27 protein-coding genes are annotated in these 24823 nt (G+C 56.8%); 6 read left to right on the top strand and 21 right to left on the bottom strand.

Annotation, left to right across the window (positions count from 1 at the left end; genetic code table 11):
- Position 1: 1 nt before the first annotated feature.
- Both guaB and ACN0VD_RS10070 read right to left on the bottom strand, forming a co-directional pair.
- Entirely contained in the window at positions 2 to 1480 is a 1479-nt protein-coding gene (gene guaB / locus ACN0VD_RS10075) for an IMP dehydrogenase (protein WP_417593813.1), read from the bottom strand.
- A 50-nt stretch (positions 1481 to 1530) separates the two neighbouring features.
- On the bottom strand, positions 1531 to 3027 hold the full coding sequence (locus ACN0VD_RS10070; protein WP_417593812.1) for a M28 family peptidase: 1497 nt from the start codon (positions 3025 to 3027) through the stop codon (positions 1531 to 1533).
- A 102-nt stretch (positions 3028 to 3129) separates the two neighbouring features.
- On the opposite strand from ACN0VD_RS10070, the gene ACN0VD_RS10065 reads away from it, so the two are divergent.
- Positions 3130 to 4095, top strand: coding sequence for an SPFH domain-containing protein (locus tag ACN0VD_RS10065; RefSeq protein WP_417593811.1), 966 nt, complete (start codon positions 3130 to 3132; stop codon positions 4093 to 4095).
- 29 nt (positions 4096 to 4124) lie between these two features.
- Positions 4125 to 4604, top strand: coding sequence for an NfeD family protein (locus ACN0VD_RS10060; RefSeq protein ID WP_417593810.1), 480 nt, complete (start codon positions 4125 to 4127; stop codon positions 4602 to 4604).
- Here ACN0VD_RS10060 and ACN0VD_RS10055 read toward each other — a convergent pair.
- The gene (locus ACN0VD_RS10055) at positions 4594 to 4974 is read right to left on the bottom strand and encodes a hypothetical protein (RefSeq protein WP_417593809.1); all 381 of its coding nucleotides are present in this window, start codon (positions 4972 to 4974) and stop codon (positions 4594 to 4596) included. The genes ACN0VD_RS10060 and ACN0VD_RS10055 overlap by 11 nt on opposite strands.
- Before the next feature lie 27 nt (positions 4975 to 5001).
- Entirely contained in the window at positions 5002 to 5577 is a 576-nt protein-coding gene (locus ACN0VD_RS10050; protein ID WP_417593808.1) for a DUF937 domain-containing protein, read from the bottom strand.
- 248 nt (positions 5578 to 5825) lie between these two features.
- Here ACN0VD_RS10050 and ACN0VD_RS10045 point away from each other — a divergent pair, with 248 nt between their 5' ends.
- Positions 5826 to 6191, top strand: coding sequence for a DUF3597 domain-containing protein (locus ACN0VD_RS10045; RefSeq protein WP_417593807.1), 366 nt, complete (start codon positions 5826 to 5828; stop codon positions 6189 to 6191).
- A gap of 40 nt (positions 6192 to 6231) precedes the next feature.
- Positions 6232 to 6912: a uracil-DNA glycosylase gene (locus ACN0VD_RS10040; protein WP_417593806.1), complete on the top strand. Its 681-nt coding sequence runs from the start codon at positions 6232 to 6234 to the stop codon at positions 6910 to 6912.
- Here ACN0VD_RS10040 and aguB read toward each other — a convergent pair.
- The 4 genes from aguB to ACN0VD_RS10020 all read right to left on the bottom strand — a co-directional run bounded on the left by aguB (position 6885) and on the right by ACN0VD_RS10020 (position 11415).
- Positions 6885 to 7733, bottom strand: a complete 849-nt coding sequence (gene aguB, locus ACN0VD_RS10035) for an N-carbamoylputrescine amidase (RefSeq protein ID WP_417593805.1) — start codon at positions 7731 to 7733, stop codon at positions 6885 to 6887. The genes ACN0VD_RS10040 and aguB overlap by 28 nt on opposite strands.
- Positions 7734 to 7751: 18 nt before the next feature.
- Entirely contained in the window at positions 7752 to 8606 is an 855-nt protein-coding gene (locus ACN0VD_RS10030; protein WP_417593804.1) for a class I SAM-dependent methyltransferase, read from the bottom strand.
- Positions 8607 to 8739: 133 nt separating this feature from the next.
- Positions 8740 to 9723, bottom strand: coding sequence for an agmatine deiminase family protein (locus tag ACN0VD_RS10025; protein ID WP_417593803.1), 984 nt, complete (start codon positions 9721 to 9723; stop codon positions 8740 to 8742).
- 15 nt (positions 9724 to 9738) lie between these two features.
- The gene (locus ACN0VD_RS10020) at positions 9739 to 11415 is read right to left on the bottom strand and encodes a M28 family metallopeptidase (RefSeq protein WP_417593802.1); all 1677 of its coding nucleotides are present in this window, start codon (positions 11413 to 11415) and stop codon (positions 9739 to 9741) included.
- 185 nt (positions 11416 to 11600) lie between these two features.
- Between ACN0VD_RS10020 and ACN0VD_RS10015 the strand changes: the two genes are divergently transcribed.
- Positions 11601 to 13571, top strand: a complete 1971-nt coding sequence (locus ACN0VD_RS10015; protein WP_417593801.1) for an alpha/beta hydrolase family protein — start codon at positions 11601 to 11603, stop codon at positions 13569 to 13571.
- Positions 13572 to 13637: 66 nt separating this feature from the next.
- Here ACN0VD_RS10015 and rpsD read toward each other — a convergent pair whose 3' ends face one another.
- Entirely contained in the window at positions 13638 to 14252 is a 615-nt protein-coding gene (gene rpsD, locus ACN0VD_RS10010) for a 30S ribosomal protein S4 (protein WP_417593800.1), read from the bottom strand.
- A gap of 232 nt (positions 14253 to 14484) precedes the next feature.
- Between rpsD and ACN0VD_RS10005 the strand changes: the two genes are divergently transcribed.
- Positions 14485 to 14793, top strand: coding sequence for a chorismate mutase (locus ACN0VD_RS10005; protein ID WP_417593799.1), 309 nt, complete (start codon positions 14485 to 14487; stop codon positions 14791 to 14793).
- Positions 14794 to 14805: 12 nt separating this feature from the next.
- Here the strand turns inward: ACN0VD_RS10005 and ACN0VD_RS10000 are convergent, their stop codons facing one another.
- From ACN0VD_RS10000 to ccmC, 12 genes are all read right to left on the bottom strand, one after another.
- Complete coding sequence (locus tag ACN0VD_RS10000; RefSeq protein ID WP_417593798.1) at positions 14806 to 15546, bottom strand: RNA methyltransferase; 741 nt, start codon at positions 15544 to 15546, stop codon at positions 14806 to 14808.
- Positions 15543 to 16004 carry a transcriptional regulator NrdR gene (gene nrdR, locus ACN0VD_RS09995; protein WP_339689574.1) on the bottom strand — a complete coding sequence of 154 codons (462 nt, stop codon included), beginning with the start codon at positions 16002 to 16004 and terminating at the stop codon, positions 15543 to 15545. The genes ACN0VD_RS10000 and nrdR overlap by 4 nt, the downstream gene beginning before the upstream one ends.
- A gap of 15 nt (positions 16005 to 16019) precedes the next feature.
- Positions 16020 to 17327: a serine hydroxymethyltransferase gene (gene glyA, locus ACN0VD_RS09990; RefSeq protein WP_417593797.1), complete on the bottom strand. Its 1308-nt coding sequence runs from the start codon at positions 17325 to 17327 to the stop codon at positions 16020 to 16022.
- Entirely contained in the window at positions 17324 to 17776 is a 453-nt protein-coding gene (rpiB, locus tag ACN0VD_RS09985; RefSeq protein WP_417593796.1) for a ribose 5-phosphate isomerase B, read from the bottom strand. Before rpiB ends, glyA begins: the two co-directional genes overlap by 4 nt.
- Positions 17777 to 17889: 113 nt before the next feature.
- Positions 17890 to 19830: a potassium transporter Kup gene (locus ACN0VD_RS09980; protein WP_417593795.1), complete on the bottom strand. Its 1941-nt coding sequence runs from the start codon at positions 19828 to 19830 to the stop codon at positions 17890 to 17892.
- Between the two features lie 152 nt (positions 19831 to 19982).
- On the bottom strand, positions 19983 to 20639 hold the full coding sequence (locus ACN0VD_RS09975; protein ID WP_417593794.1) for a tetratricopeptide repeat protein: 657 nt from the start codon (positions 20637 to 20639) through the stop codon (positions 19983 to 19985).
- On the bottom strand, positions 20636 to 21052 hold the full coding sequence (locus ACN0VD_RS09970) for a cytochrome c-type biogenesis protein CcmH (RefSeq protein WP_417593793.1): 417 nt from the start codon (positions 21050 to 21052) through the stop codon (positions 20636 to 20638). Before ACN0VD_RS09970 ends, ACN0VD_RS09975 begins: the two co-directional genes overlap by 4 nt.
- Positions 21049 to 21576, bottom strand: a complete 528-nt coding sequence (locus tag ACN0VD_RS09965) for a DsbE family thiol:disulfide interchange protein (RefSeq protein WP_417593792.1) — start codon at positions 21574 to 21576, stop codon at positions 21049 to 21051. Before ACN0VD_RS09965 ends, ACN0VD_RS09970 begins: the two co-directional genes overlap by 4 nt.
- The gene (locus tag ACN0VD_RS09960) at positions 21573 to 23510 is read right to left on the bottom strand and encodes a heme lyase CcmF/NrfE family subunit (RefSeq protein ID WP_417593791.1); all 1938 of its coding nucleotides are present in this window, start codon (positions 23508 to 23510) and stop codon (positions 21573 to 21575) included. Before ACN0VD_RS09960 ends, ACN0VD_RS09965 begins: the two co-directional genes overlap by 4 nt.
- Positions 23507 to 23956 carry a cytochrome c maturation protein CcmE gene (gene ccmE, locus ACN0VD_RS09955; protein WP_417593790.1) on the bottom strand — a complete coding sequence of 150 codons (450 nt, stop codon included), beginning with the start codon at positions 23954 to 23956 and terminating at the stop codon, positions 23507 to 23509. The genes ACN0VD_RS09960 and ccmE overlap by 4 nt, the downstream gene beginning before the upstream one ends.
- Positions 23953 to 24084, bottom strand: coding sequence for a heme exporter protein CcmD (gene ccmD / locus ACN0VD_RS09950; RefSeq protein ID WP_417593789.1), 132 nt, complete (start codon positions 24082 to 24084; stop codon positions 23953 to 23955). Before ccmD ends, ccmE begins: the two co-directional genes overlap by 4 nt.
- Positions 24081 to 24800, bottom strand: a complete 720-nt coding sequence (ccmC, locus tag ACN0VD_RS09945) for a heme ABC transporter permease CcmC (protein WP_417593872.1) — start codon at positions 24798 to 24800, stop codon at positions 24081 to 24083. The genes ccmD and ccmC overlap by 4 nt, the downstream gene beginning before the upstream one ends.
- Between the last annotated feature and the right edge of the window lie 23 nt (positions 24801 to 24823).

Below are 24823 nucleotides of genomic sequence, written 5' to 3'. Positions count from 1 at the left end.
CCTAACGCGTGGGATAATTTGGCGCTTCTCTGGTGATCGCGACGTCATGGACGTGGCTTTCCTGCAATCCGGCGTTGGTAATGCGGATAAATTCGGCCCGCTCCCGCAAATCTTCCAGCGTCGCCGAACCGGTATAACCCATGGCCGCTTTCACGCCGCCGACCAGCTGATGAATAACATCGCGCGCCGGTCCCTTGAACGGCACCTGCCCTTCGATACCTTCCGGCACCAGCTTCATCTGGTCCTTGATATCCTGCTGGAAATAGCGGTCTGCCGATCCCCGCGCCATAGCGCCGACGGAACCCATGCCGCGATAGCTTTTGTAAGCACGGCCCTGATAGAGAAAGGTCTCGCCCGGCGCTTCCTCGGTGCCGGCAAGCAATGACCCGATCATTACGGCTGATGCACCGGCGGCCAGCGCCTTGGCAACATCGCCCGATGTCCGCAATCCACCATCGGCGATGACCGGAATGCCGGATTTTTCCGCTTCTTCCGCACATTCCATGATCGCGGTAAGCTGCGGAACACCGACGCCGGCGACGACTCGCGTGGTACAGATCGAACCCGGTCCGATGCCGACCTTGATACCGTCCGCCCCTGCATCAATCAGCGCGCGGGTCGCCGCTGCGGTCGCCACATTGCCGGCAATGATCTGGGTATTGTTCGAGCGCTTTTTGATATCTTCCACGGCGCGAGCGACCATGGCGCTATGACCATGAGCGGTATCAACCACGATCAGATCACATTCCGCGTCGATCAGCGCCTGGGTCCGTTCGAGTCCGCTTTCGCCGACGGTCGATGCCGCCGCAACGCGCAAACGTCCCGTTTCGTCTTTCGTGGCGTTGGGATAAGTGACGGCTTTCTCAATATCCTTGACCGTGATCAGGCCGACGCAGCGATAGTCATTATCGACCACCAGCAATTTCTCGATCCGCCGCTGGTGCAGGGTACGCCGCGCTTCTTCCTGATTCACACCCGCCGGAACCGTCGCCAGATTATCCTTTGTCATCAATTCGGAGATCAGCTGCTTGGGGTTTTCGGCAAAGCGGACGTCGCGGTTGGTCAATATGCCGACCAGCTTGCCCGACTTCTCGACCACCGGAATACCGGATATCCGGTTCTGCTCCATGGTCGCCTGCGCTTCTGCCAGAGTGGCATCGGGTGCGATGGTGATCGGATTGACCACCATGCCCGACTCGAAGCGTTTCACCTGCCGCACGGCAGCGGTCTGTTGCTCAAGGGTAAGATTGCGATGCAAGACACCGATGCCACCCATCTGGGCCATCACAATGGCCATGTCGGATTCCGTCACCGTATCCATGGCAGAAGACAATATCGGAATATTCAGCCCGATCAGCTTGGTCAGATTGGTCTTGGTATTGGCCTGGCTCGGCACGATATCGGATGCAGCCGGTCGCAACAGGACGTCGTCAAAGGTCAGCCCCAACCGGATTTCTTTATATTTGCCTGAGCTGCTCATTGTCGCCACTTTCCGCTGTCGTGAATTTGATTCTGTGGCGGCCCATGTAATCAGTTATCGCCGGAACCGCTAGTGGCTTTTCCGGGATATGTCGCGGTGGAGGAAAAATAACGGCCCAGCGCGACGTGGAAATTGGCGTCTGCCGCTGCACCAGTCAGCAACAAAGCGCCTCCCACCTCGTCACCGACATAATGATAGGGACCATTTATATAAGCTTGAAGTCGTTCCTCATCAGCAAAAGCGCTGGTAATCATATAGGCTGGGATGTCGCGTTCGAGAAAAACATAGCCATCCTGCCGTACAAGATAGGCATCCGCCTTGCCGCTGCGGTCAATTTCACGCCCTTCCTGCTCGGCGACGAGCTCGATATCCTGATCGAGACTCGACTCGCCTATGCCAACGGCCGCGATTTTCTTGCCGTCATCCGAAAGCGCGATCGTATCGACGTTGAACACTGCAATAAATTGTTCCAGCGCGATCGGTGGATGCGCCGCAAAAGCGCGGGCGCCAAGCAGGCCTTTCTCCTCGGCGGTGGTAGCCAGAAAATATATATCGCGGTCATGATCTTCGCCGGCCAAGACTTTGGCGGCTTCGATCAGCAAGGATATACCGCTGGCATTGTCAACCGCTCCATTGCAAATCCGGTCCTTGTCAGGTTCCTGCGGATCTTCGACGCGGCATATACCAAAATGATCCCAATGCCCCACGAAGAGCACAGCACCGCTGGCGGGATCAATACCGGGAAGCTTCCCGACCACATTGTGAGACAGATAGGACCGGACATCGGTTGTCGCGTTCGCGTCCGCGCTCAGGCCAAGATCGACAATAGAAAGGGACTCGCTGTCATACAGCATTTTTTCTGCATCCAGGCCGAATTGCTCTACCAGATTCCTGAACTGGCCGTAGCTCATCGCGCCTTCGAGCAGCGCGTGGTTTTCAGGATCAGATAAACTCGTCGCCCCTCGCTGGTAGAAGCGCTGATATCGGGGCCAGCGACCTTCCTCTTCAATGATGGATATCACTCCGACCGCTCCATTCTCGATCAGCTGAAGTTTGCGATTGCGAAAGGCCCACAGGCTATCGCTATCTTCTGGCGGCTCGCTGGGCAAAAGAACAAGTTTCCCTGCCACCGTCAGTGTCCCGTGCCCGGGATCGCTATAACCGGCGAAGACCACCGGCACACCGGATAGCCGGACGGACGGACCACGCCCCCGCAAGATGATCTCGTCCTGACGCACCCGGACGGCCTTGCCCAGGTTCCCCGCATGAAAGCCTATCAGCCAACTTTGGGGAACACGCTCCACCAACGTCACCGGCGCGTACCAGCTATCTTTTTCGCCCGCGGGCCTCAGCCCCGCCTGTGCCCATTGCGTGGCGATATAGTTGACGGTCTTGTTTTCGCCGATGGTACCGGGTTCTCGTCCTTCGAATGCGTCACTCGCCAGAACCTCGATATGCTTAAGCAGGTCCGCCTCGCCAATCACCTCGGCACGTGCGCCGCCGGAAAAAACCAGACCCGAAAAGAGCAATAGGGCAAGGATACGCATTGCGGTTATAACCTTTCTGTTAATACAGATAATATGCTTTTTCCTTGGCATTATTCGACAAATAATCAATGATAATGAGATGGTTCGGTTGGGAGAATGAATATGGGAGTTCCGCTGCTTTTACTGGTGCTATTGGTCACCATCATCTATCTTTTTGCGAGCATCAAAATCGTCCGGCAGGGCTATCACTACACAATCGAATATTTTGGCCGTTTCACAACGACCGCCCAGCCCGGGTTCAATTTCTATCCGGCGTTTCTCTATCGCGTCGGTCGCAAGGTCAACATGATGGAACAGGTGCTCGATATTCCGGGCCAGGAAATCATCACCAAGGACAACGCGATGATCTCCACCGACGGCGTGGTGTTCTTCCAGGTGCTCGATGCAGCCAAGGCCGCCTATGAGGTCAATGATCTCTACAATGCGATCCTCAATCTTGTCACCACGAACCTGCGCACAGTCATGGGTTCGATGGACCTTGATGAAACACTTTCCAAGCGCGACGAGATCAATGCCCGGTTACTGACCGTGATCGACGACGCGACCACGCCCTGGGGCATCAAGATCACCCGGGTCGAAATCAAGGACATCCGTCCGCCGCAGGATATCGTCAATGCAATGGCGCGGCAGATGAAGGCCGAGCGTGAGAAACGCGCCAATATTCTCGATGCGGAAGGCGCTCGCGCCTCCGAAATCCTACGGTCCGAAGGCGAGAAGCAGGGTCAGATCCTGCAGGCAGAAGGCCGCAAGGAATCGGCCTTCCTCGATGCCGAGGCCCGTGAACGCGAAGCCGAGGCCGAAGCGAAAGCAACCCAGATGGTATCCGAAGCGATTGCCAGCGGAAATGCGCAGGCGATCAACTATTTTGTCGCCCAGGATTATGTGAAGGCGGTCGAGAAATTCGCAACATCCCCGAACGCGAAAACCATATTGTTCCCGGTAGAGGCAACCCAGCTGATCGGATCGCTCGGCGGTATCGGCGCCCTCGCCAAAGAGGCGCTGGGCGAAGATGGACACGCGATCACGCCCCCGCCCCGGCGAAAGGGGCCTTTTGACAATCAGGATTAGCGGGACCCGCAAAGGGCGGAGCATGAGCCATGGATGATCTCACATTGAACAATCCGGAATATCTCTGGCTGGGGCTGGCCGCCTTGCTGGCGCTGGCCGAACTGTTCGTGCCGGGCGTCTTTCTGATCTGGGTGGCCGCCGCCGCAGCGGTAACCGGAGTCCTGTCGCTGTTTATCGACATGACTTTTGCCGGTCAGCTTACCGTATTCGGGCTTGCCACCATAGCCGCTGTGCTCGGCGGGCGGCGATGGTATCTGACGCACAAGGTCGAAAGCGAAAATCCGCTGCTCAACAATCGCGCGGCACAGTTGATCGGAACAACCGTAACCGTTGTCGAGACAGTTTCCTCGACCAGCGGGCGGGTGAAAGTCGGTGATGGCGAATGGCCTGCAAAAGGTCCCGATATGGAAAAAGGCGCGATTGCAAAGGTCGCCGCCGTAGAAGGCGGGATACTCAGACTGGAAGCGCTAGCGGACCCCGTTCAACGGGAATCCAAACCTATTTCTTGAAGAAGCCCTTCGCCATATTGGTGATGTCATTGATCGGATTGCCGTCGCCATCACGATCAAGAAACCCGGTAACCTTGCCCAGAAGGCCATCATCACCGGTCAGCTTGTCCATCAGGCTCCCTTCGCCATCAAGGCCTGATTTCTCGGCCAATGCTGGCAAAAGTCCCTTGAGCTTTTCGGCGTCTACACCGGCTTCGGCAGCAGCTTCCTTGACAGCGGTCATTTTATCGGTGCTGCCATCCCGCAACTTTGCAAATAGTGCTTCACCACCTTTTTTCGCTTCGTCGGCCGTCATGCCTGCTTTTTCGGCAATTTCGTCAATGCTGAAATTTTCCGGCAACATATCCATGACTTTTTCGAACATATTCATAGTCTTCATCCTTCAACAGGGGTTGGTTTAGCGCACAAGTTTTCCGGCCATGCCGATGATATCGTCGAGCGGATTACCATCACCATTCAGGTCGAGAAGCGAACCCAGCCCACCCATGGAGCCAGATGGAGCGTTGTTGCCGCCACCAAGCAACCCGCCGAGCAGGCCGCCCAAGCCGCCACCGTTGCCGGCGCTATCCGTACTCTGCTTGGCCATATATCCGGCGACCATCATTGCAACCACCGGCAGCATTTTCTTTAGCAGATCGCTGCTGATCCCGGTCTGTTGCTCCGCGCCCGCTGCGACCGTACGGCTGACTTCCTTCGAACCGAATATCTGACCGAGCACTTCATTGCCCTGTTCAACCGGAGTCGGCTCCGAGCCAAGCACACTGTCCAGCAGTCCGCCGCCGCCCAGTTGGCCAAGCAATCCACCCAGTCCGTCGAGACCGCTGGGCTGCGCCTGCGTGGTTTTCTTGAAACCGCCCAATATGGCAGGCAACAATGCTGCGGCGCCCGCTTGTGCGACGCTTTCGTTGACACCCAGTTCCTTCGCCATCGTTCCAATGCCGCCCGACTGCTGCAGCATATCCATAATATTCATCGTCGCTCTCCTTCATTGCCGTGACGGCATGGTTCGATTCTTTCCTTGTCAGGTCCTTAGCATATTTTCGCGGTAGAAACCGGCCAATCCGCGGGTTTACCAGTGTTTACACCTTTGGTGTGGCGGATATGCGCCGTTGCCGGAGAACGGCAATTGACTCAGCGACCCCTAGCTCCGAGATATTCAGTCAAGGGCAGGTTTAGACGATCATGGAACTATAAGGCCCCTAATATATAGAGGAACAACAGATGAGTATTTTCGGAAAAATCAAGAACGCCATTTTCGGCGGTGAAGCCAAGGCAGCAGCCCCCGAAGTGACGTCGGCACCCGTCGCCGACGCACCGGCCACTCGTACCGCGATAAGCGAAGTGGACGTTGAGGCCCGTCTCGACAATATCCCGGGTTCGGACAAGCTCAATTGGCGGACTTCGATTGTCGACCTGATGAAGCTGGTCCAGATTGACGCCAGCTATGGCAACCGCAAGGAACTGGCACAGGAACTCGGCAACAGCGACTATAGCGGTTCGGCCGAAGACAATATCCTGCTGCACAAGCAGGTGATGAACAAGATTGCCGCTGCTGGTGGCATCGTTCCGGCTGAACTGAAAGACTAATCATCTGGACGATATGTCCGTTTGAAATTAGGCGGGGGCTGTGAGCGATCATGGCCCCCTTCTTTTTACCCCTCTTCCTGTTGCAGAAGCCCCGAAGGGTTGCCGCCGCTGTCCGCGACTGGTTGGCCTGCGCAAATCCTTGCGCCAAGACCATCCAGACTGGTGGAACGCACCCGTGCCCGCCTTTGGTGACCCGAAGGCATGGCTGGCTGTCGTGGGGCTCGCTCCCGGTACAGAAGGCGCAAACCGGACCGGCAGGCCATTCACCGGCGACGCCTCTGGCGAGATGCTGTTCGCCACTCTCACCAAATATGGCTTTGTCGATGGTGTGTTCGCCAATGACCCGGCAGACGGGATCACCCTGAACGGCGCGATCATCCTCAACGCGGTCAAATGCCTGCCGCCGGAGAACAAGCCGACCGGCGCAGAGATCAACAATTGCCGCCCCTATCTTGCCAAGGCGCTCGACGGATTGCCTGACCTGAAAATCATCCTGGCACTAGGCAGGATCGCTCACGAGAGCATCATTCGCCTGTCCGGCGCAAAACTCGCCGATCACAAATTCGCCCACGGCGCACAGCACGCGCTACCCGACGGACGCACCCTGATCGACAGTTATCACTGCAGCCGGTACAATGTGAATACCCGGCGATTGACGGTAGAGATGTTCGAGGACGTGTTCGAGCAGGCGGCCTATATATCCTCGGCCAGCCGCCCATAAAGCTCCGGCCGCCGGTCTCTGAAAAAACCCATGCCGGCGCGGTGCTTGCGCGCCTGTTCAAGATCGAGTGAAGCCGTCAACACGCCAGTTTCCTGCGAGCCATATTCGGTCACCAGATCGCCCCATTCATTGGTGATGAAACTGTGGCCGTAGAAAGCCTGCCCCTCTTCGACGCCGATGCGGTTGCTGGCAACCACCGGCATGCAATTGCTCACCGCGTGGCCCTGCATAGCGCGGCGCCACATGCGGCTGGTGTCGAGGTCCGCGTCATAGGGCTCCGATCCGATCGCGGTGGGATAGAAGAGCACTTCCGCGCCCATCAGCGCCATCGCCCGGGCGGTCTCCGGATACCATTGATCCCAGCAAATCCCGACGCCGATCCGGGTGCCGAACAGGTCCCAGACCTTGAACCGCGAATTGCCGGGGCGGAAATAATATTTTTCCTCATAGCCGGGGCCATCGGGAATATGGCTTTTGCGATAGACGCCCATGATCTCGCCATCGGGACCGATCATCGCAAGACTGTTATAATGATGCTGGCCGTCGCGTTCGAAGAAACTGGCGGGGATCGCCACGCCATATTGTTTGGCAAGCTTCTGCATGGCGAGCACCGGCGTGCTTTCGCCCACTGGCTGGGCCAGAGCGAAAAGCGCTTCATCCTCGGTTTTGCAGAAATAAGGTCCGGCAAACAGTTCGGGTGGCAGAATGATCTGGGCCCCCTGCTCCGCGGCTTCGGCAATCAGGCCGCTGACGGCAAAGATGTTCGCCTGTTCATCGCCGCCCAGAGGAAGCTGCAGGACTGCTACGGATAATTTGGTCATAGCAGCCCCATTAGCGGCTTAAGGGCGCTTCTTAAACAATAATGTCATCCGGTCGGATTCACCGATCGCCTGATATTTTGCTTTGTCCGTGTCGCCTGACGCCAGCACCGGAGGCAAGGTCCAGACGCCGCGCTCATAGTCGGACGTGTCGGCCGGATTGGCATTGATTTCGGACTCGCTGACCAGTTCAAAACCGTTCAGTTCGAACAGGGCCACGACCGATTCCTGTTTCAGATAGCCCTTGCTGCCGTTTGACATCGCATAGGGTGCATCCTTCTTGGCACGATGCTGGACAATCCCAACCATGCCATCGTCGGTCAGCATATCCCGTAAAGCGCGCAATTCGGAGTCCGCCTGATTATTGTTCAACATGCCGTGCAACGACCGGAAGATCAAAATCCGGTCGACTTTGCCCTTCATCTCATCGGGCATCTCGTCGCTTTCGAAAGCCAAAATCTTGTCGGCGTCGACACCGGTCCATTTCGCCGCTGTCTCGGGAAAACTTTCAGGCCACCCCTTGATTCGCGCCTCACGGGCACGGTTTGGAAAGCTGCTTTTCGAACTGTCCGCGTTGACCGCAACATATTGTCCGCTACCGGCGATATATGGCACCAATATACGCGTGTACCAGCCACCGCCCGGCCCATATTCGACGACTGTCTGCCCAGGTTTGACGCCAAAGAAACCGAGCGTCTCTGCCGGATGGCGATAGACATCCCGCGCTTTGTCACCAGAACGACGATCATTGGCCAGAACCGCTGTGAGGGTGCTGTCGACCATTTTGCTACCGTCTTGTTGGTAGTGCTGAGCGGCGGCGGGAACGGTCATCCCCAACATGGCCAGCGACGCACTCGCGATCAGTAAATTTCTCATGTTCGTTTTCCTCTCAAACTTGCCACGGTCATTTCTCCTGACGCTATCACTACGGGACGTCTTGGGCGATACAATATCAATTTTCGGGCAATTGCGATAGACTGGCTAAATTGGCGGAACAGGCGAGAGCGCACTAGGCCTGCAGCGGAATCTGTTGCGAGATGCAATGGAAACTGCCGCCACCGCGCAACAGCGACCGGCTGGATAGTCCGACCACCTTGCGGTTGGGGAAAAGCGCGGTGATCCGATCAACTGCGGCAGCATCATTTTCGGTCCCATATTGCGGCACCGCTACCACGGTATTCCCGATATAGAAATTCATATAGCTTGCCGGCGCTATCGCGCCATCGATTCTATATTGGCCCGCCGATGGCAAGCGGACGACTTGCAAACCCGCAGCGATTGCACTCGCGGCCGCATCTTCGAAAATCTCGGCATTGGGATCATCCCGCCCTTCGGCTTGCGGGATTGCGACGGTAGCAGGTGCCACAAAGCGGGCAAGATTGTCGACATGGCCATCAGTATGGTCTGCGACCAGCCCGTCCCCCAGCCAGCATATATCCTGTACAGCAAAGGCATCGCGCAGGCGCGTAGAAATCTGCTCCCTGTCAAGTCCGTCATTGCGATTGGGGTTGAGGACGCATTGCTCCGTCGTCACCAGTCGACCGGCACCATCCCCGTCAATAGCGCCGCCTTCCAGGATCCAGTCCTGATCGCTTAACGGCAGATCAAAACGCTTCGCCAGTCGCTCGCCGATATCCTGATCACCGGCCATGCGAAATTTTCCGCCCCAGCCGTTGAACCTGAAATTCCGGCCAAGCAGCCCCTGCGCCGTGCTGACAAATACAGGCGCGCTATCACGCAACCAGATGTCTCCGAAAGATTCGACGACAATAGTCACACAAGGCCCGACCAGTGCGCGGGCGATGGCCTCGTCGGCAGCAGAGCGGCACACCAATATGACGCTCTCTCCCGCACCGTCATCGGCTATCGAATTGGCAAAGGCGGCGACCTCATGCTGCGCCCCTTCCCGGTCCACCGGCCATTCCGCGGGATTACCGGGAAAGCCGATCCAGACCGCCTGATGCGGCTCCCATTCTGCGGGCCATCTGGTCATGCGGGGCGTCCGCGTTTAACTGCCTGCGCGGCTTTTGTCCCGCGCCGCGCGGAATTCGTCACCCTCGTTCCAGTTGGGCCAGTCTTCGGTCATCGCCAGCATCCGGCCGACGGTATAATAGACTTTCAGATCGCCCATCACGCCGGTCCAGTCCCAGTTCGGATCATATTCATCCTTGGGGCCGTGATAACGGTTTTCAGTATAGTCCTTGGCCAGGGCTTCACCCGCCTCGCGGCCGCCATCGACGAGATCTTCTCCACCCTCGAAATAGATCATCGGCACGCCAAGCTTGGCAAAACTGAAATGATCGGACCGATAATAATAGCCCTTCTCCGGTGTCGGCTCGGCTTTGGCGACACGACCATCAACCGTCAGCGCCGCTTCGAGATAGCGGTCGAGCCCGGACTTGCCCTTGCCAACAACAATCACATTTTTCGCGGGCCCGGCCATGCCGAAGGCATCCATATTCACGCCACCAACCGTCTGGCTCAGCGGATAGATTGGATTGTCGGCATAATATTTGGACCCGAGCAGACCGGACTCCTCCGCCGTTACAGCGAGAAAAATAACACTGCGATCTGGCGCGCCTGCCTTGGCATAGGCTTCCGCCAGAGCAACCAGTGCGGCGGTACCGGTCGCGTTATCGACAGCACCATTGCAGATATCATCGCCATCCGGCGCCGGCTTGCAGCGACCCAGATGGTCCCAATGCGCCGTGTAGATTACATATTCATCCGGGCGGGTTTTGCCCTTCAAAATGCCGACGACATTCTTGCTGTCGGTTTTCTTGATGTCATTCTCCAGCGAAGCCGAGGCTTTCTGCTTCAGGTCAATCGCCTTGAACCCCTTTTTCTTCGCCGCCGCCATTTGCGCGGTCAAATCCTGACCAGCCGCTGCAAATATCTTGGCAGCCGCATCTTTCTGGATCCAGCCGTTCAATTTCGTCTGGTCAGCGCCGCCATTGGCTGACTGGGGGTAGAATTGTTCGCCCGTCCAGCTCGATTCGACGACATTCCAGCCATAGGCTGCGGGATCGGTATCGTGAATGATCAGAGTCGCTGCCGCACCCTGCCGGGCCGCTTCCTCATATTTATAGGTCCAGCGACCATAATAGGTCATCGCCCGGCCACCAAATTCGCCTTCGAGGCTCTCTGTGCCAAAATCCGGATCATTGACGAGCACGACCACGGTCTTGCCCTTCACATCAACGCCGTCATAATCATTCCAGCCTCGCTCGGGCGCGTTTATGCCATAGCCGACAAACACCATATCGCTATCGGCCAAATCAATCTTTGGCTGTTCCTGATAGCTCGCCACGACATAATCGCTGCCATAATTGAATGACAGATCGCTCGTGCCGCCGCTGATTTTCAGGGGCGTCATGTTCTTCGCGGTAATCCCGACCAGCGGTACGTCCTGTAACCAGCTATCGCCATTGCCGGGCTCCAGTCCGGCTTCGGCAAATTTCTTGGTCAGCAGCGCAAGCGTCTTCTCCTCGCCCGGTGTGCCGGGTGCGCGGCCTTCATAAGCATCGGAGGAAAGCTCCTCGGTAATCGATTTCATGGTTTCGACGGAGAGTTCGGGCGCTGCGATGTCGGGCAAGGCAGATTGCTCGCCTACATCATCTATTTTTTTGCAGGCAGACAGCGACAATGCTGTCGCGGCCATGATCAAGACTGGAAGTTTTTTCATTTCGATGCGGTTCCCGATAAAAAATATATGCCTTACTCTGGCAGAGCGGCGCGCGGGAAGCAAGAAAAGCCATCCAACGAAAACCGCCGTTCAGAAAACTGCGATTGTCAGACAGGCAATCTTCGTTCAGATTGAATTTTACAGAGGGTGTAAATTTATCGAAATTGCAAAATAATGGGGGGGTCATGCGTAATATTTCACGTCTTCTAATTTTTAGTCTGGGCGCTATTTCAACAGCGACGTTTGCTCAGGATGCTGAAAAACAGCGTAGTGCAGCGCAGATATTCGGCGCTGTGCCGGCTGTTTATGACATCAGCCTTTCACCGGATGGCACGAAAGTTTCCTTCATTGCGCCCGGTCCTGGAACCATGACAGATTTATTCGCAATCGATCTGAACGCGGCACAGAGCAATCCGAAAAGAGTGACACGCGCATCAGGTGATCCGGAAGGTCTGCAATGGTGCAACTGGGTATCGAACGAACGGATGGCGTGCCAGATCGGTGGCGTCGAGGAAAATTCTGGCGATCTTTACGGGTTCAGCAGAATGATCGCGATAAACAGCGATGGCAGCAATCCGGTTTTACTGTCGAAACGGCATGATTCCACCGCTCTCGGACTGAGCCTTAGCGGTGGCCGGGTGATCGACTGGCTTCCACAGGAAGAAAATCAGGTCCTGATGACGCGATATCATCTGGAAGAGGTTCGCATCGGTTCGCGGATCGGGAACAAGGATGAGGGGCTCGCAGTCGAAAAAATCGATACCAAAACAGGGCGATCCAAATTTGTCGAGCGCCCCACCGAAGAAGCCGTGGAGTTCATCACCGATGGCCAGGGCAATGTCCGGATAAAGGGTATGCGGACCAAGCTGGGCAGGACCGAACTGGACAGTGGCGAGATCAAATATTTTTATCAGGCTAACGGGAAATGGTTCTCTCTTGGCGAATATAATTTCGCCAAACGCAAGGGCTTCAATCCCTATGCCGTTGAAAAAGATAAAAACCGTGCCCTTGGATTTGCTCCCGTCAATGGAAGACTCGCTTTGGTGGCCAAATCCCTTGATGGAATCGGCAAAGAGGACGTTATTTTTTCCGATGAGGAAGTCGATGTGGACCAGCTGATTAGAATTGGTCGAGCCAATCGGGTGGTCGGCGTCAGCTACGCCAAGGAAAAGCGCATCGGTGAATATTTTGACACCGAACTTGCAGCTCTGGCGAGTGCATTGAGCAAAGCGCTCGGTGGATCGAAATCGATCAATTTCATCGACTCAAGTCAGGATGAGAGCAAGTTGCTGCTCTTGGCGGCATCCGACACCGATCCGGGACAATATTATCTGTTTGACCGGACCAGCAAACAGATGCGGCCCCTTCTGGGTATACGCCCGTTGGTTGAATCGCAAAAGTTGGCAATCGTCAAACCGGTCGTTTATTCTGCCGCGGATGGCACCCGAGTTCCTGCCTATCTGACGCTGCCACCGCAAGGGGCCGGCAAGAATATTCCGGCCATCGTAATGCCCCATGGCGGACCGGAAGCCCGGGATGAGTGGGGATTCGACTGGCTATCGCAATATTTTGCCAGTCAGGGCTATGCGGTTCTGCAACCGAATTTCCGTGGATCTTCAGGCTATGGCGATGCCTGGTATCAGAAAAACGGTTTTCAGGGATGGAGAACGTCCATTGGAGATATTACCGATGCGGGACGTTGGCTTGTAGCAGAGGGGATTGCAAAACCTTCGGCGCTCTCTATCGTCGGCTGGTCTTATGGTGGCTATGCCGCGCTGCAATCGGCCGTTCTGGCCCCGGACCTATTCAAGGCCGTCGTCGCGATCGCTCCGGTTACGGATTTGTCTCAACTCAAGTCGGAATCAAAAGGCTATTACAGTGGCGCTGTGGAGCGGGATTTCATTGGCAGCGGGCCACATATCAAGGAGGGATCTCCTGCGCAGAATGTAGAGAAAATAACGGCGCCGGTGTTGCTCTTCCACGGCGATTACGATCAGAATGTGGATGTCGCGCAGAGCCGACTGATGGAATCAAAGCTAAAAGGCGCTGGCAAATCTGTGACCTTTTACGAATATCCAAAGCTTACACACGGCCTTCATGATGCCCGTGTACGCGCCGAAATGTTGCAAAAATCCTCAGATTTCCTACCCAAATAACCGGAGCATGAAAAAAAAGGGCGGCTCCATCGGGGCCGCCCTTTTTGTAAATATCGTTATAATCAATCAGCGCGAATAGAATTCGACGACCAGATTGGGTTCCATGGTCACCGGATAAGGCACTTCGTCCAGTGTCGGGATACGGACATAGGTCACCTTGTCGGTGCCGTCTGGATTGACATATTCCGGAATATCGCGTTCTGGCAGGCTCTGGGCTTCGATAACCAGCAGCATTTCTTTGGCCTTGTCGCTAAGCGAAACCTCGTCACCCGGTACAACTTTGCGCGATGCGACATTACATTTAACGCCGTTCACGCGGATATGGCCATGGCTGACGAGCTGACGGGCAGCAAAAATGGTCGGGGCAAACTTGGCGCGATAGACAACCATGTCGAGGCGCTGTTCGAGCAAACCGATCAGGTTCTGGCTGGTATCGCCTTTCATCGCTGCGGCTTCTTTATAGGCACGACGGAACTGCTTTTCCGTCACGTCGCCATAATAGCCTTTCAGCTTCTGCTTGGCGCGCAGCTGGATACCATAGTCGGAGAGCTTGCCCTTGCGGCGCTGACCGTGCTGGCCAGGACCATAGTCGCGACGATTGACGGGAGATTTGGGGCGGCCCCAGATATTCTCGCCCATACGGCGATCGAGCTTATACTTGGAACTGGTACGTTTGGTCATATCAATGACTCCTGATTTGCTGTTTCATAGTCTTCCCGGAGCGCACCATCAAAACACTCGTCCTGATGCGGCCGCCGCTTCACCGGGGTACGGGGCCAATTGCAAGAGCGCGCCTATGGCGAGCAAACCGGCCAATGTCAACACTCTTGGAGCAGCAAAGCGGGTCTCGAAAAACTTGCATTTATGGAACAGAAGCCTCGACTCTCCGTCGAGCGGTGATTAATGCGCGAGCATGAATGATAGCCAGCCATTGCCACCCATGGAAACCATGACCGATGTCCGCGAGCAGGTCGACCGTATCGACGCGGAAATTATTGCTTTAATGGCGCAGCGCTTTGCCTGCATGGATGCCGCCGCGCGGATCAAGCAGGACCGGAATATCGTGCGTGATGAAGACCGCAAGGCAGCGGTTTTGCAGCACGTCAAGCAACGGGCGGAAGAAGCGGGCGTTCCGGTGCCAACCATGGCGGCCATCTGGGAGATGCTGATCGAATCATCGATCAGCTACGAATTGCAAAAATGGGACCAGCTGCGCAAATAGACGCTTCCGTGGCTATTTTCCGGCCTTGTCCTTGCGCGGCGGCCGTTCCAGCGAAGATATAACACCGCGCCACGTCTTGACCTCTTCATTCGTCCAGGCCGGCTTGGTCAGCATATTGCGAAGCGTGACTTTTGTCGCTGCAGCCCGTTCAGCGGGATAGAAATAGCCGTTCTTGTCCAACGCACGCTCGAGATGCTCGTAAAACATATCCAGCTCTCTCTGCGGAGCCGGTTCGGCCATTTTCTTTTCCAGCGTCGGCTGGACATTGGCCGCACTATCCATTTTGGATATTTCATAGGCCACCAGAATGACCGCCTGCGCCAGATTGAGTGATCCAAATTCGGGGTTGATCGGAACGGTAATGATCTTGCGCGCCAATTCGACATCAACAATTTCCAGACCGGCCCGTTCCGGTCCGAACAAGATCGCGGATTGCCCGCTTGCCTGCGCCATGTCTTCGGCGGCTTCCCAGGGCGTTAGCACCGGCTTGGTCATCCCGCGCTTGCGGACGGTGGTGGCATAGACATGTGCACAATCCGCCACCGCCTCAGCCGTGGTTTCAAACACCTGCGCCTGCTCAAGAACCTGGTCTGCGCCCGAAGCCGATGGACCGGCATCCGGATTGGGCCAGCCATCCCGTGGCTTGACAATGCGCATTTCGGTCAGGCCGAAATTCAGCATTGCCCGTGCCGCTTTGCCGATATTCTGGCCAAGTTGCGGGTTCACCAATATGATGGCGGGATGACTGCTCACGCCCCGCCGACATCTTTCAGCGTGCCTGCAAATTCCTTGAAATCCTTGGCTTCGGTAAAATCCTTGTAGACCGAAGCGAAACGGATATAGGCAACACTGTCGAGCGCCTTCAGGCCGTCCATCACCATCTCGCCGATTTTCTGGGAAGGGATTTCGGTTTCGCCACTGGTTTCCAGCTGGCGCTGGATGCCCGAAACCAGCTGATCCATCTGTTCCTGCGCCAGACCACGCTTGCGGCAAGCGAGGGACACCGACAGGTCAATCTTCGACCGGTCAAACGGTTCCTTGCGGTCCTCGCTCTTGACCACCGTTATCTCGCGCAATTGCACGCGTTCAAAGGTCGTGAACCGCGCGCCGCAGCCTTCGCACTGCCGCCGGCGTCTGATCGTCGTATTGTCCTCGGTCGGACGGCTGTCCTTGACCTGACTGTCGTCATGGGCACAAAAGGGGCAACGCATGTTCGAGCTTTCTACTTAGGTCGGGTATATCGGGAAACGATCACACAGTGCCTGAACCCGCTCCCGCACGTCCGATTCCACGGCGGGATCACCGCCCTCACCTTTTTCGCGCAGCCCGTCCAGCACATCGGCCACCATATCTCCAATCAGTCTGAACTCTGCCGGACCGAAGCCGCGGGTCGTACCGGCAGGAGATCCAACCCGAATGCCGCTCGTCTTCATCGGAGGCTGCGGATCATTGGGGATGCTGTTCTTGTTGCAGGTGATGCCGGCCCGTTCAAGCGCTTCATCGGCGTCGCGCCCGGTAACCCCAAGAGGCGACAGATCGATCAGCGCAAGATGGGTATCGGTACCGCCAGCAACCACATCGGCGCCGCGTTCCTTGAGCGTAGCTGCCAGAATTTTCGCGTTTTCAATCACGGCAGCGCAATAGCTTGTGAACTCTGGACGCAGTGCCTCGCCAAATGCCACCGCTTTGGCGGCAATCACGTGCATCAGCGGCCCACCTTGCAGACCCGGGAAAACCGCGGAATTGATTTTCTTGGCAATGGCTTCGTCATTGGTCAAAATCATCCCGCCGCGCGGTCCGCGCAGGGTCTTGTGGGTCGTGGTGGTCACGACGTCTGCATAGCCAAGGGGACTTGGATGCAATCCGGCGGCAACCAGTCCGGCGAAATGCGCCATGTCGACCATGAACAAGGCACCGACGGAATCGGCGATCGCGCGGAATTTGGCAAAATCGATTTCACGCGGATAGGCAGAACCACCGGCGATGATCAATTTCGGCTGATGCTCCTTGGCCAAGGCTTCAACTTCTTCATAATTGATCAGATGATCGTCATCATTCACGCCATATTGGACCGCATTGAACCATTTGCCCGACTGGGCCGGCTTCGCACCATGGGTCAGGTGGCCGCCTGCATCGAGCGACATGCCCAGAATGGTATCACCCGGCTTGACCAGCGCCAGCATTACCGCGCCATTGGCCTGCGCGCCGGAATGCGGCTGGACATTGGCAAAGCCACAATCGAACAATTGCTTGGCGCGTTCTATCGCGAGAGTTTCGACGTCATCCGACGGCGCACAACCCTGATAATAGCGACGGCCGGGATAGCCTTCGGCATATTTGTTGGTGAAGACAGAGCCCTGCGCCTGCAGCACCGCCTTAGAAACGATATTTTCCGATGCGATCAGTTCGATCTGGTTCTGCTGGCGCGACAATTCCGCGTTGATGGCACCGGCAACCGCAGGATCACTTTCCTCGACCGAAAAATCGAAGAAACCGGTCTGCCTGATATCCTGTATATCTGCGACGTTGCTCATGCGCTTACTCCTTGGGCTTGTGGTGCGGACAATTTGTCGACACGGCGCTGATGCCGGTCGCCGCCAAATGGGGTTTTCAAAAAGATGTCGAGACAGTCTTTGGCGATTTCGATGCCGACCAGCCTTGCGCCCATGGCGATGACATTCGCGTCATTATGTTCGCGAGACAGTCTCGCCGACAAGCCTTCGGACACCAGGGCGCAGCGACAGGCCGGATTGCGATTGACCGCCATCGAAATGCCGATACCGGAACCGCACAGCGCCACGCCTCGCTCGACGCGGCCTGAGGCCACTTCGTCGGCCAGCTTGTAACCATAGTCGGGATAATCAACGCTGTCGCCGGTCATCGGACCAAGATCCGTGACATCATGGCCTGCCTCATTCAACCAGTCTACCAGAGCGGCTTTCATATCAATGGCGGCATGATCGGAGGCAATGGCGATGCGCATGAGCAATTCCTGTAGCGAGAATCAGATGGCCGCTATTTAGTAGACAGCGCCCGGATAGGCCACCAAATATTTGACCCGGAGAAAAGCCGGATGGAGGGCGGTTCGCGTCGCCGTCAAATTTCCATCTGGCTGCCCAGTTCCACCACCCGGTTGGTCGGCAGCTTGAAAAATTCCATCGCCGTCGCCGCGTTGCGCAGCAGCCAGGAAAAAAGCTTCTCCCGCCAGATCATCATCTCCGGTTTTTTCGACGGCAACAATGTCTGCCGCGACAGGAAGAAGCTGGTGGTCATCATGTCGAATTCCATGCCGCAGCCCTTCACCGCTTTCAGCGCCTCGGGCACATCGGTTTCCTGCATGAAGCCGAAATGGAGAATGAGCCGGTAGAAACCGTTGCCCAGATCCTTCACCTCGCAGCGTTTGTCGGCATCGACCGTCGGAACATCGTTGATGTTGACGGTGAGAATGACCACCCGTTCGTGGATGACCTTGTTATGCTTGATATTGTGCAGCAGCGCCGATGGGACACCAGCCGAAGAGGAAGCCATGAAAATGGCCGTTCCGGGAACCCGGGTGGCGCTGTTGGCGGCTGATTTGGTGAAGATCTCGATCGGCATGGCCGCTTCCGCCATGTTTTTCCGCATGATCTGACGTCCTTTGGCCCATGTCGTCAGGATGATGAAAGCGACGCCACCAACGGCCAGCGGGAACCAGCCGCCATCGGGAACCTTGGTCAGGTTGGCCGCGAAATAAGCACCGTCGACGATGAAGAAAACGGCCAGCAACGGAATGGTGATCCACAATTTCCATTTCCAAAGAACCACCATCACGATGGCCAGCAGGCAGGTATCGATGAACATCGCGCCGGTAACCGCAATCCCGTAAGCCGAGGCCAGGTTGCTCGAACTCTGGAAGGTCAGCACCAGCAGGATGACCGCAATCATGATCGCCCAATTGACGAAGGGAATATAGATTTGCCCCGCTTCCGACGCGCTGGTGTGCTTGATCGTCAGACGGGGAATGAAGCCGAGCTGGATCGCCTGATGCGTCACCGAGAAAGAGCCCGAAATAACAGCCTGACTGGCAATGAATGTCGCCATGGTCGCCAGGATAACCAGCGGCAGACGAAGCACTTCCGGCGCCATGATGAAGAACGGACTTTCGATCGCGGCAGCCGCGCCAGCTGCATCAAGCGACAGGATCATCGCGCCCTGACCGAAATAATTGCACAGCAAAGCCGGCATCACGAAACCATACCAGGCAACCCGCATCGGCTTCTTGCCGAAATGGCCCATGTCAGCAAACAGGGCTTCGGAGCCCGTCACCGCGAGAACGACAGAGCCGAGGGCAAGGAAAGCCTTTACCCCGTCCGTGATAAAAAACTGGACTGCATACCAGGGGTTGAAGGCAAAAAGTATCGAGGGATGCTCGATAATCTGAATGATCCCGAGCGTCCCGATCACGGCAAAATAGACGAACATCACGGGCGCAAACAGCGCCCCGATTTTGGCGGTCCCGCGAGACTGGATCAGGAACAGAAATACCAGCAGGGTCAGCGCGATAGGGATGACCAGATGGCCCAGTCCGGGCTGGACAACGGTTAATCCTTCGACTGCGGAAAGGACCGAAATCGCCGGCGTGATCATGCTGTCGCCATAGAACAGCGCCGTCGCAAATACGCCAAGCAATATCGCCAGCCAGCCATATTTCGATCGTCGCATCACCCCGGATATCAGCGCCACTAGTGCCAGGCTGCCGCCCTGCCCCTTATTGTCCGCGCGCATGGTGATGCTGACATATTGAATTGTCACCACCAGCGTCATCGACCAGAAGATCAGACTGACCACACCGAGAACATGGATGCGGTCCAGTTCCAGCGGATGCGCCCCGATAAATGTCTCGCGAAACGCGTATAGCGGACTCGTACCAATATCGCCAAACACGATTCCAATCGCGCCCGCGGCCAGTTTGGCAATGGCTGTATTACGCTGGGGCGAGCCATGGGTTTGCACCGTGCTGCCCTGCGCGCCTGCGCTTTCGGTTGATTCTACGGACATTGGTTAGCCGCTAAGGGATACCCCGATCAATTTGGACACAACAGTCATTTACTGACATTCATTTCAGCAAGCGCGAGCGCTTAGCACCGGCTTTTGACAGGTGCAACAAATCGACGGGCTGCGAAAGCCAAATCATTCATAACATGAGGTTTTTACTGCTCTGCCGGAGCCTCTGGCTCGACCGGGAGAGACGGTTGTATCTTTTCTATGGCCGCCAAGCGCGACTCGAGATCTTCCCGCCAAGGCGCATCCGTACTGCTTCTGGCCAGCAATTCGGTCCAGATCGCCCGGGCCTGATCAATTTTGCCCGACTGGGCATAAGCCAGTCCGAGAAAAAACGGTGGACCGGGATGTTCGGGGGACAGATCGGCCGCTTTCTGGAAGGCAAATTGCGCGGCGGGTGTGATCACCCCGTCAGCATGGACGACCAAAGCATTGCCCAGACCGACCCAGAGATCGGGGTCGTCGGGATGTTCTTTCACACCGTTCCGCAAATAATTGGCCGCAGCCCCGTGCTTTCCGGCCCGATTCAGCGAGTCGGAAAAAATCAGCCATTCCTGCGCGGTGCCGAACCGCTCACCCAGATCGTTGCGCGCATCGATCAGGTCATCGTCAAAGCTATTGGGCTTTTCGATCGGCACGACCGACACGCCCGCCATGCCGGGATGCCCCTGCCAGGCGTAGCCGGCAACACCGATCAACAGGGCAGCGGCGGTGATTTCATAAGTACTGCGGGACAATTTGCCGAACCAGATCAGACCACCCGCACAGATCAGCACCAAAAGGAAAAGTATGATCCAGCCCATCATTCACCATCCTTTGTTTTGCGAAAACGCCCGCGTGCCAGCCACAAGGCGGCGAGCAACAGCAGGATCGGCGCGATCCACAGCGGCCAGGTGACAGCCGATGCTATTGGCGGGTTATAAGACACCCAATTGCCATAGCGTTCAATCAGCCAGCTTCTGACCTCTTCGGGCGTTTCACCAGCGGCAATTCTTTCCCGGACCTGACTGCGCATATCCCCGGCCATCGGCGCATTGCTGTCGGCGATAGACTGGCTCTGGCATTTCAGACAGCGCAATTCTTCCATCAGGTCACGCGCAGCGGCCTCCTGTTGCGCATCAGGCAACTGCCGATCAGCATAAGGCGCGGGCGGCAGACCGGTTTGGGCGGCGAGCGGGACCGCAACCCACATCAACAGCAAGGCAAGGAGGCGCTTCATTTCGCTTCCTCAAGCAATTTCAGAATCTTGGGGACGTCTTCTTCCCGGATATCGCCGATATGCTGATAGACGATAATGCCTTTACCATCGATGATAAAAGTCTCCGGAACGCCGGATGATCCCAGTTCCAGCTGAACCTTGCTCGTCGTGTCGCTACCGATCCGCGCATAGGGATTGCCCCAGCGATTGAGGAAATTGGCAATATCTTCTGGCGTATCGCGGCTGGCTATTGCATTAATTTCGACACCGGCTTGCTGCAACTCGAGCAATTGCGGGGCCTCCGCAATGCAGGGCAGACACCAACTGGCGAAGATATTGAGCAAGGTCGGCTTACCCTCGGCAAGATCGGCACTGCTCAAGGCCGGTCGCTGCTCGATCGCTGCTGGCAGTGAAAATTCCGGCATGGGCTTGCCGATCATCTTGCTCTCGATGATATTGTCCTTCGGCATGATCAGGCCGGTCGCGACCGCGGCAAAGAACAGACCGAAAAGAACGAGCGGCAACCAGAGCAACCAGCGGTTCATACTATCGCCTCGGCATATTCCCGCTGCTTGCGCTGCTTGTAGCCGCGCCGCAACCGGCCGATCATGGCCAGAAACCCGCCCAGCGCTACCAATATTCCACCGTACCAGATCCAGGTCACAAACGGCTTCCACCAGACCCGCACCTGCCAGCGGCCTTCGCTGTCGCCATCTCCGAGGACAACGTAGAGCTGCCCGTTCCAGCGAGTCAGCAAGGCGGCTTCGCTGGTTTGCGTCTGGGCAGCGGCAAACATACGATTTTGCGGGGTGATTTCATGCAACACACCGTCACCATATTGCGCGGTTATCCGGGCTTCGAGTGCGGTCCAATTGGGACCCGCGACCGGCTCTATCGCTTCAAATTTCAATTTCCAGTCGTTCACCACAATCTCATCGCCCGGCTTGGCCGCGACCAGTTTTTCTTCGGTGAAACTGCTTTCACAAGCCATTCCGGCCAGCGCCACCGCGATCCCGAAATGGGCGATTACCATGCCATAGGTGTGCAGCGGTGTCCGCCGCAAATTGCGTTTCCACAACGGTGCGAAACTGGCAACACCTACACCAATCGCCAGCGCAAGGCCGAGCAGGGCGAGAACCGACATGCCGGTGGTGAACAATGCGAGCACAAACAGAGCGGCGGCGGTAATCAGGATCGGTATCGAAATGCGGTTCAACAAAGCCTTCGGATTGTCGCGTCGCCAGCGGAGTAGCGGGCCGGCCGCCATAACCGCGACCAGCATCAGCGCCAGCGGTCCGGTCGCCAGATTGAAATAGGGCGGACCGACAGACAGCTTGTCCCCGGTTACCGCTTCGACCAGCAACGGATAGAGCGTGCCGATGAACACCAGCCCCAGGATGACCGAAAGCAGAAGATTATTGGCAACCAGCGCCCCTTCCCGGCTGACCAGTTCGAACCGCGAACCTTCTTTGACCGTGCCGACGCGGAGCGCGAACAGAGCCATGGCGCCACCGATATAGATGGCGAGCAAAGCCAGGATGAAACTGCCTCTTTCGGGATCGACGGCAAAGGCATGGACGCTGGTCAGAATGCCCGAGCGGACGAGAAATGTCCCGATCATCGACATCGAGAAAGCGACCACGGCGAGCATCAGCGTCCAAGCACGCAATCCGTCCCGAGTCGCCAGAACGGTGACGGAGTGGAGCAACGCTGTTGCTGCCAGCCAGGGCATGAGCGCCGCATTCTCGACCGGGTCCCAGAACCACCAGCCGCCCCAGCCCAGTTCGTAATAAGCCCAATAGCTGCCAGCAGTGATGCCAATCGTCAGGAATATCCAGGCGCCCAGCACCCATGGCCGCATCGCCTTGGCAAAAGCCGCACCAACATCGCGGGTGATCATCGCGCCAACGGCGAAGGAAAAAGCCACCGAAAGTCCGACATAGCCGAAATAAAGCGTCGGTGGATGAAAGGCGAGACCGGGATCCTGCAGCAGAGGATTGAGTCCCTGCCCGTCCGCCGGCACCGGAAACATCCGTTCAAACGGATTGGAGGATACGAGCAGAAATGCGTAAAAACCCAGGCTGATGAACGCTTGCGCCGCCAATGTCGCCACCAAAGTTCTCTGCTTCAACGAACGCTCGAACATCGCGATAAACGCGCCGGCCAAGCCCATCACCGTCACCCAGAGCAGCATCGATCCTTCGTGATTGCCCCAGGTTCCGGAGAATTTGTAAATCAGGGGCTTCACCGAAGCGCTGTTCATGACCACCAGCTTGACCGACATGTCGGATCGCAGGAATAACCAGATCAGCAGCAGAAAGGACAAGGTGACAAACACGCCCTGCGCAACAGCAACCGACCGGATTGCGGCAAAATAGTCGGTCCGCTCCGTCCGCATCCCAATCGCGCCCAGAGCAAATTGGAGGAGCGCCAGCGCAGCCGCGAGCCAGAGCGCGATCAGGCCTGTTTCGGCAATCATTGGACCAGCGTCTCCGTCTTGTGCTTGCCGGATGTCATATCAATGCCTTCCAGCTCGCGCGGAATATAATTTTCATCATGTTTGGCGAGCAAGGTCTCGGCCACAAACATGCCATTTGCGTCCAGCCGGCCATCGGCAACCACCCCGGAACCCTCGACAAACAGATCGGGTGTAATGCCGGTATAGGTGACTTTTTGCCGCGCGGTGCCGTCCTGCACGATGAATTGCACGGTCACACCATCGGCTGAAGGCTCGATCGAGCCTTCCTCGACCATCCCGCCGAGCCGGATCGGCGTACCCGCTTCCGGCTTTTTCGCGACAATATCGGACGGCGTATAGAAATAGCTGGCCTGATCCTGCAACGCATAGGTGCCGAGCAACCCGGCACCGACCAGCGCAACCAGCGCCAACACCGCCAGCGTCATTCTTTGGTGTTTTGCTTTCATTTGCGCTTGCTCAACTGATCCGCCTTGCGTTCTGCCCTGCGCATCGCGACAAAGCTGTTCACGACAACCGCTGCCGTGCAAATCAGCACTATGGCATAAGCGGCGAAGACAAAAGATCCATGGTTCATTCGGCGGCCATTCTTTTCAAGCGGGCATCAACTTTGGTTTGCGCCAGGCTGGCGCGCATCCGCATAAGCACAATCGCACCAAATAGCAGAGAAAAACCTATCGCCGAAACCAATAGAGGCCATAAATATACCGCATCGACGGTGGATTTCCCCATGAGGCTGATGCTGGTGCCCTGGTGCTGGGTCTCCCACCATTCGACCGAAAAGCGAATGATCGGAAGATTGACGATACCAACGACCCCGAAAATTGCGGCGATTCTGCTCTGGCCGCCGGTTTTTCGCGTCTCGTTGGCGAGCACGATATAGGCAAGATAGAGAAAGAACAGCACCAGCATCGAAGTCAGGCGACCATCCCATACCCACCAGGTTCCCCATGCCGGACGGCCCCAGATCGATCCCGTAATCAAACAGAGCAGGGAAAATAGCGCCCCGGGCACGGCAATTGCGCGCGCCGCATGGGAGGCCAGCGGATGACGCCAAATCAGTTCCGACAAACTGGCAATTGCAATGCCCGTCCATCCAGCCATGCCGAGCCAAGCCATCGGCACATGCAAGAAGATGATCTTTACGGTATCACCCTGCAACCGCTCGGCCGGCGTGGCCAGCAGCCCCCATATGCATGCGATCAACACCATGGCGATGCCCCCGAACAACAGAAACGGCGTCAGCGGTCTGGCAAGCGACAGGAAACGGGTGGGATTGGCATAGGCGTGCATGGGTAAAGCGATATTGCCTCGGT

It is taken from the genome of Parasphingorhabdus sp. (assembly GCF_048267785.1).
Lineage (GTDB): Bacteria > Pseudomonadota > Alphaproteobacteria > Sphingomonadales > Sphingomonadaceae > Parasphingorhabdus.
Note: the sequence above shows the minus strand (reverse complement) of the source record. Positions and strands in the feature narration are given on the sequence as shown.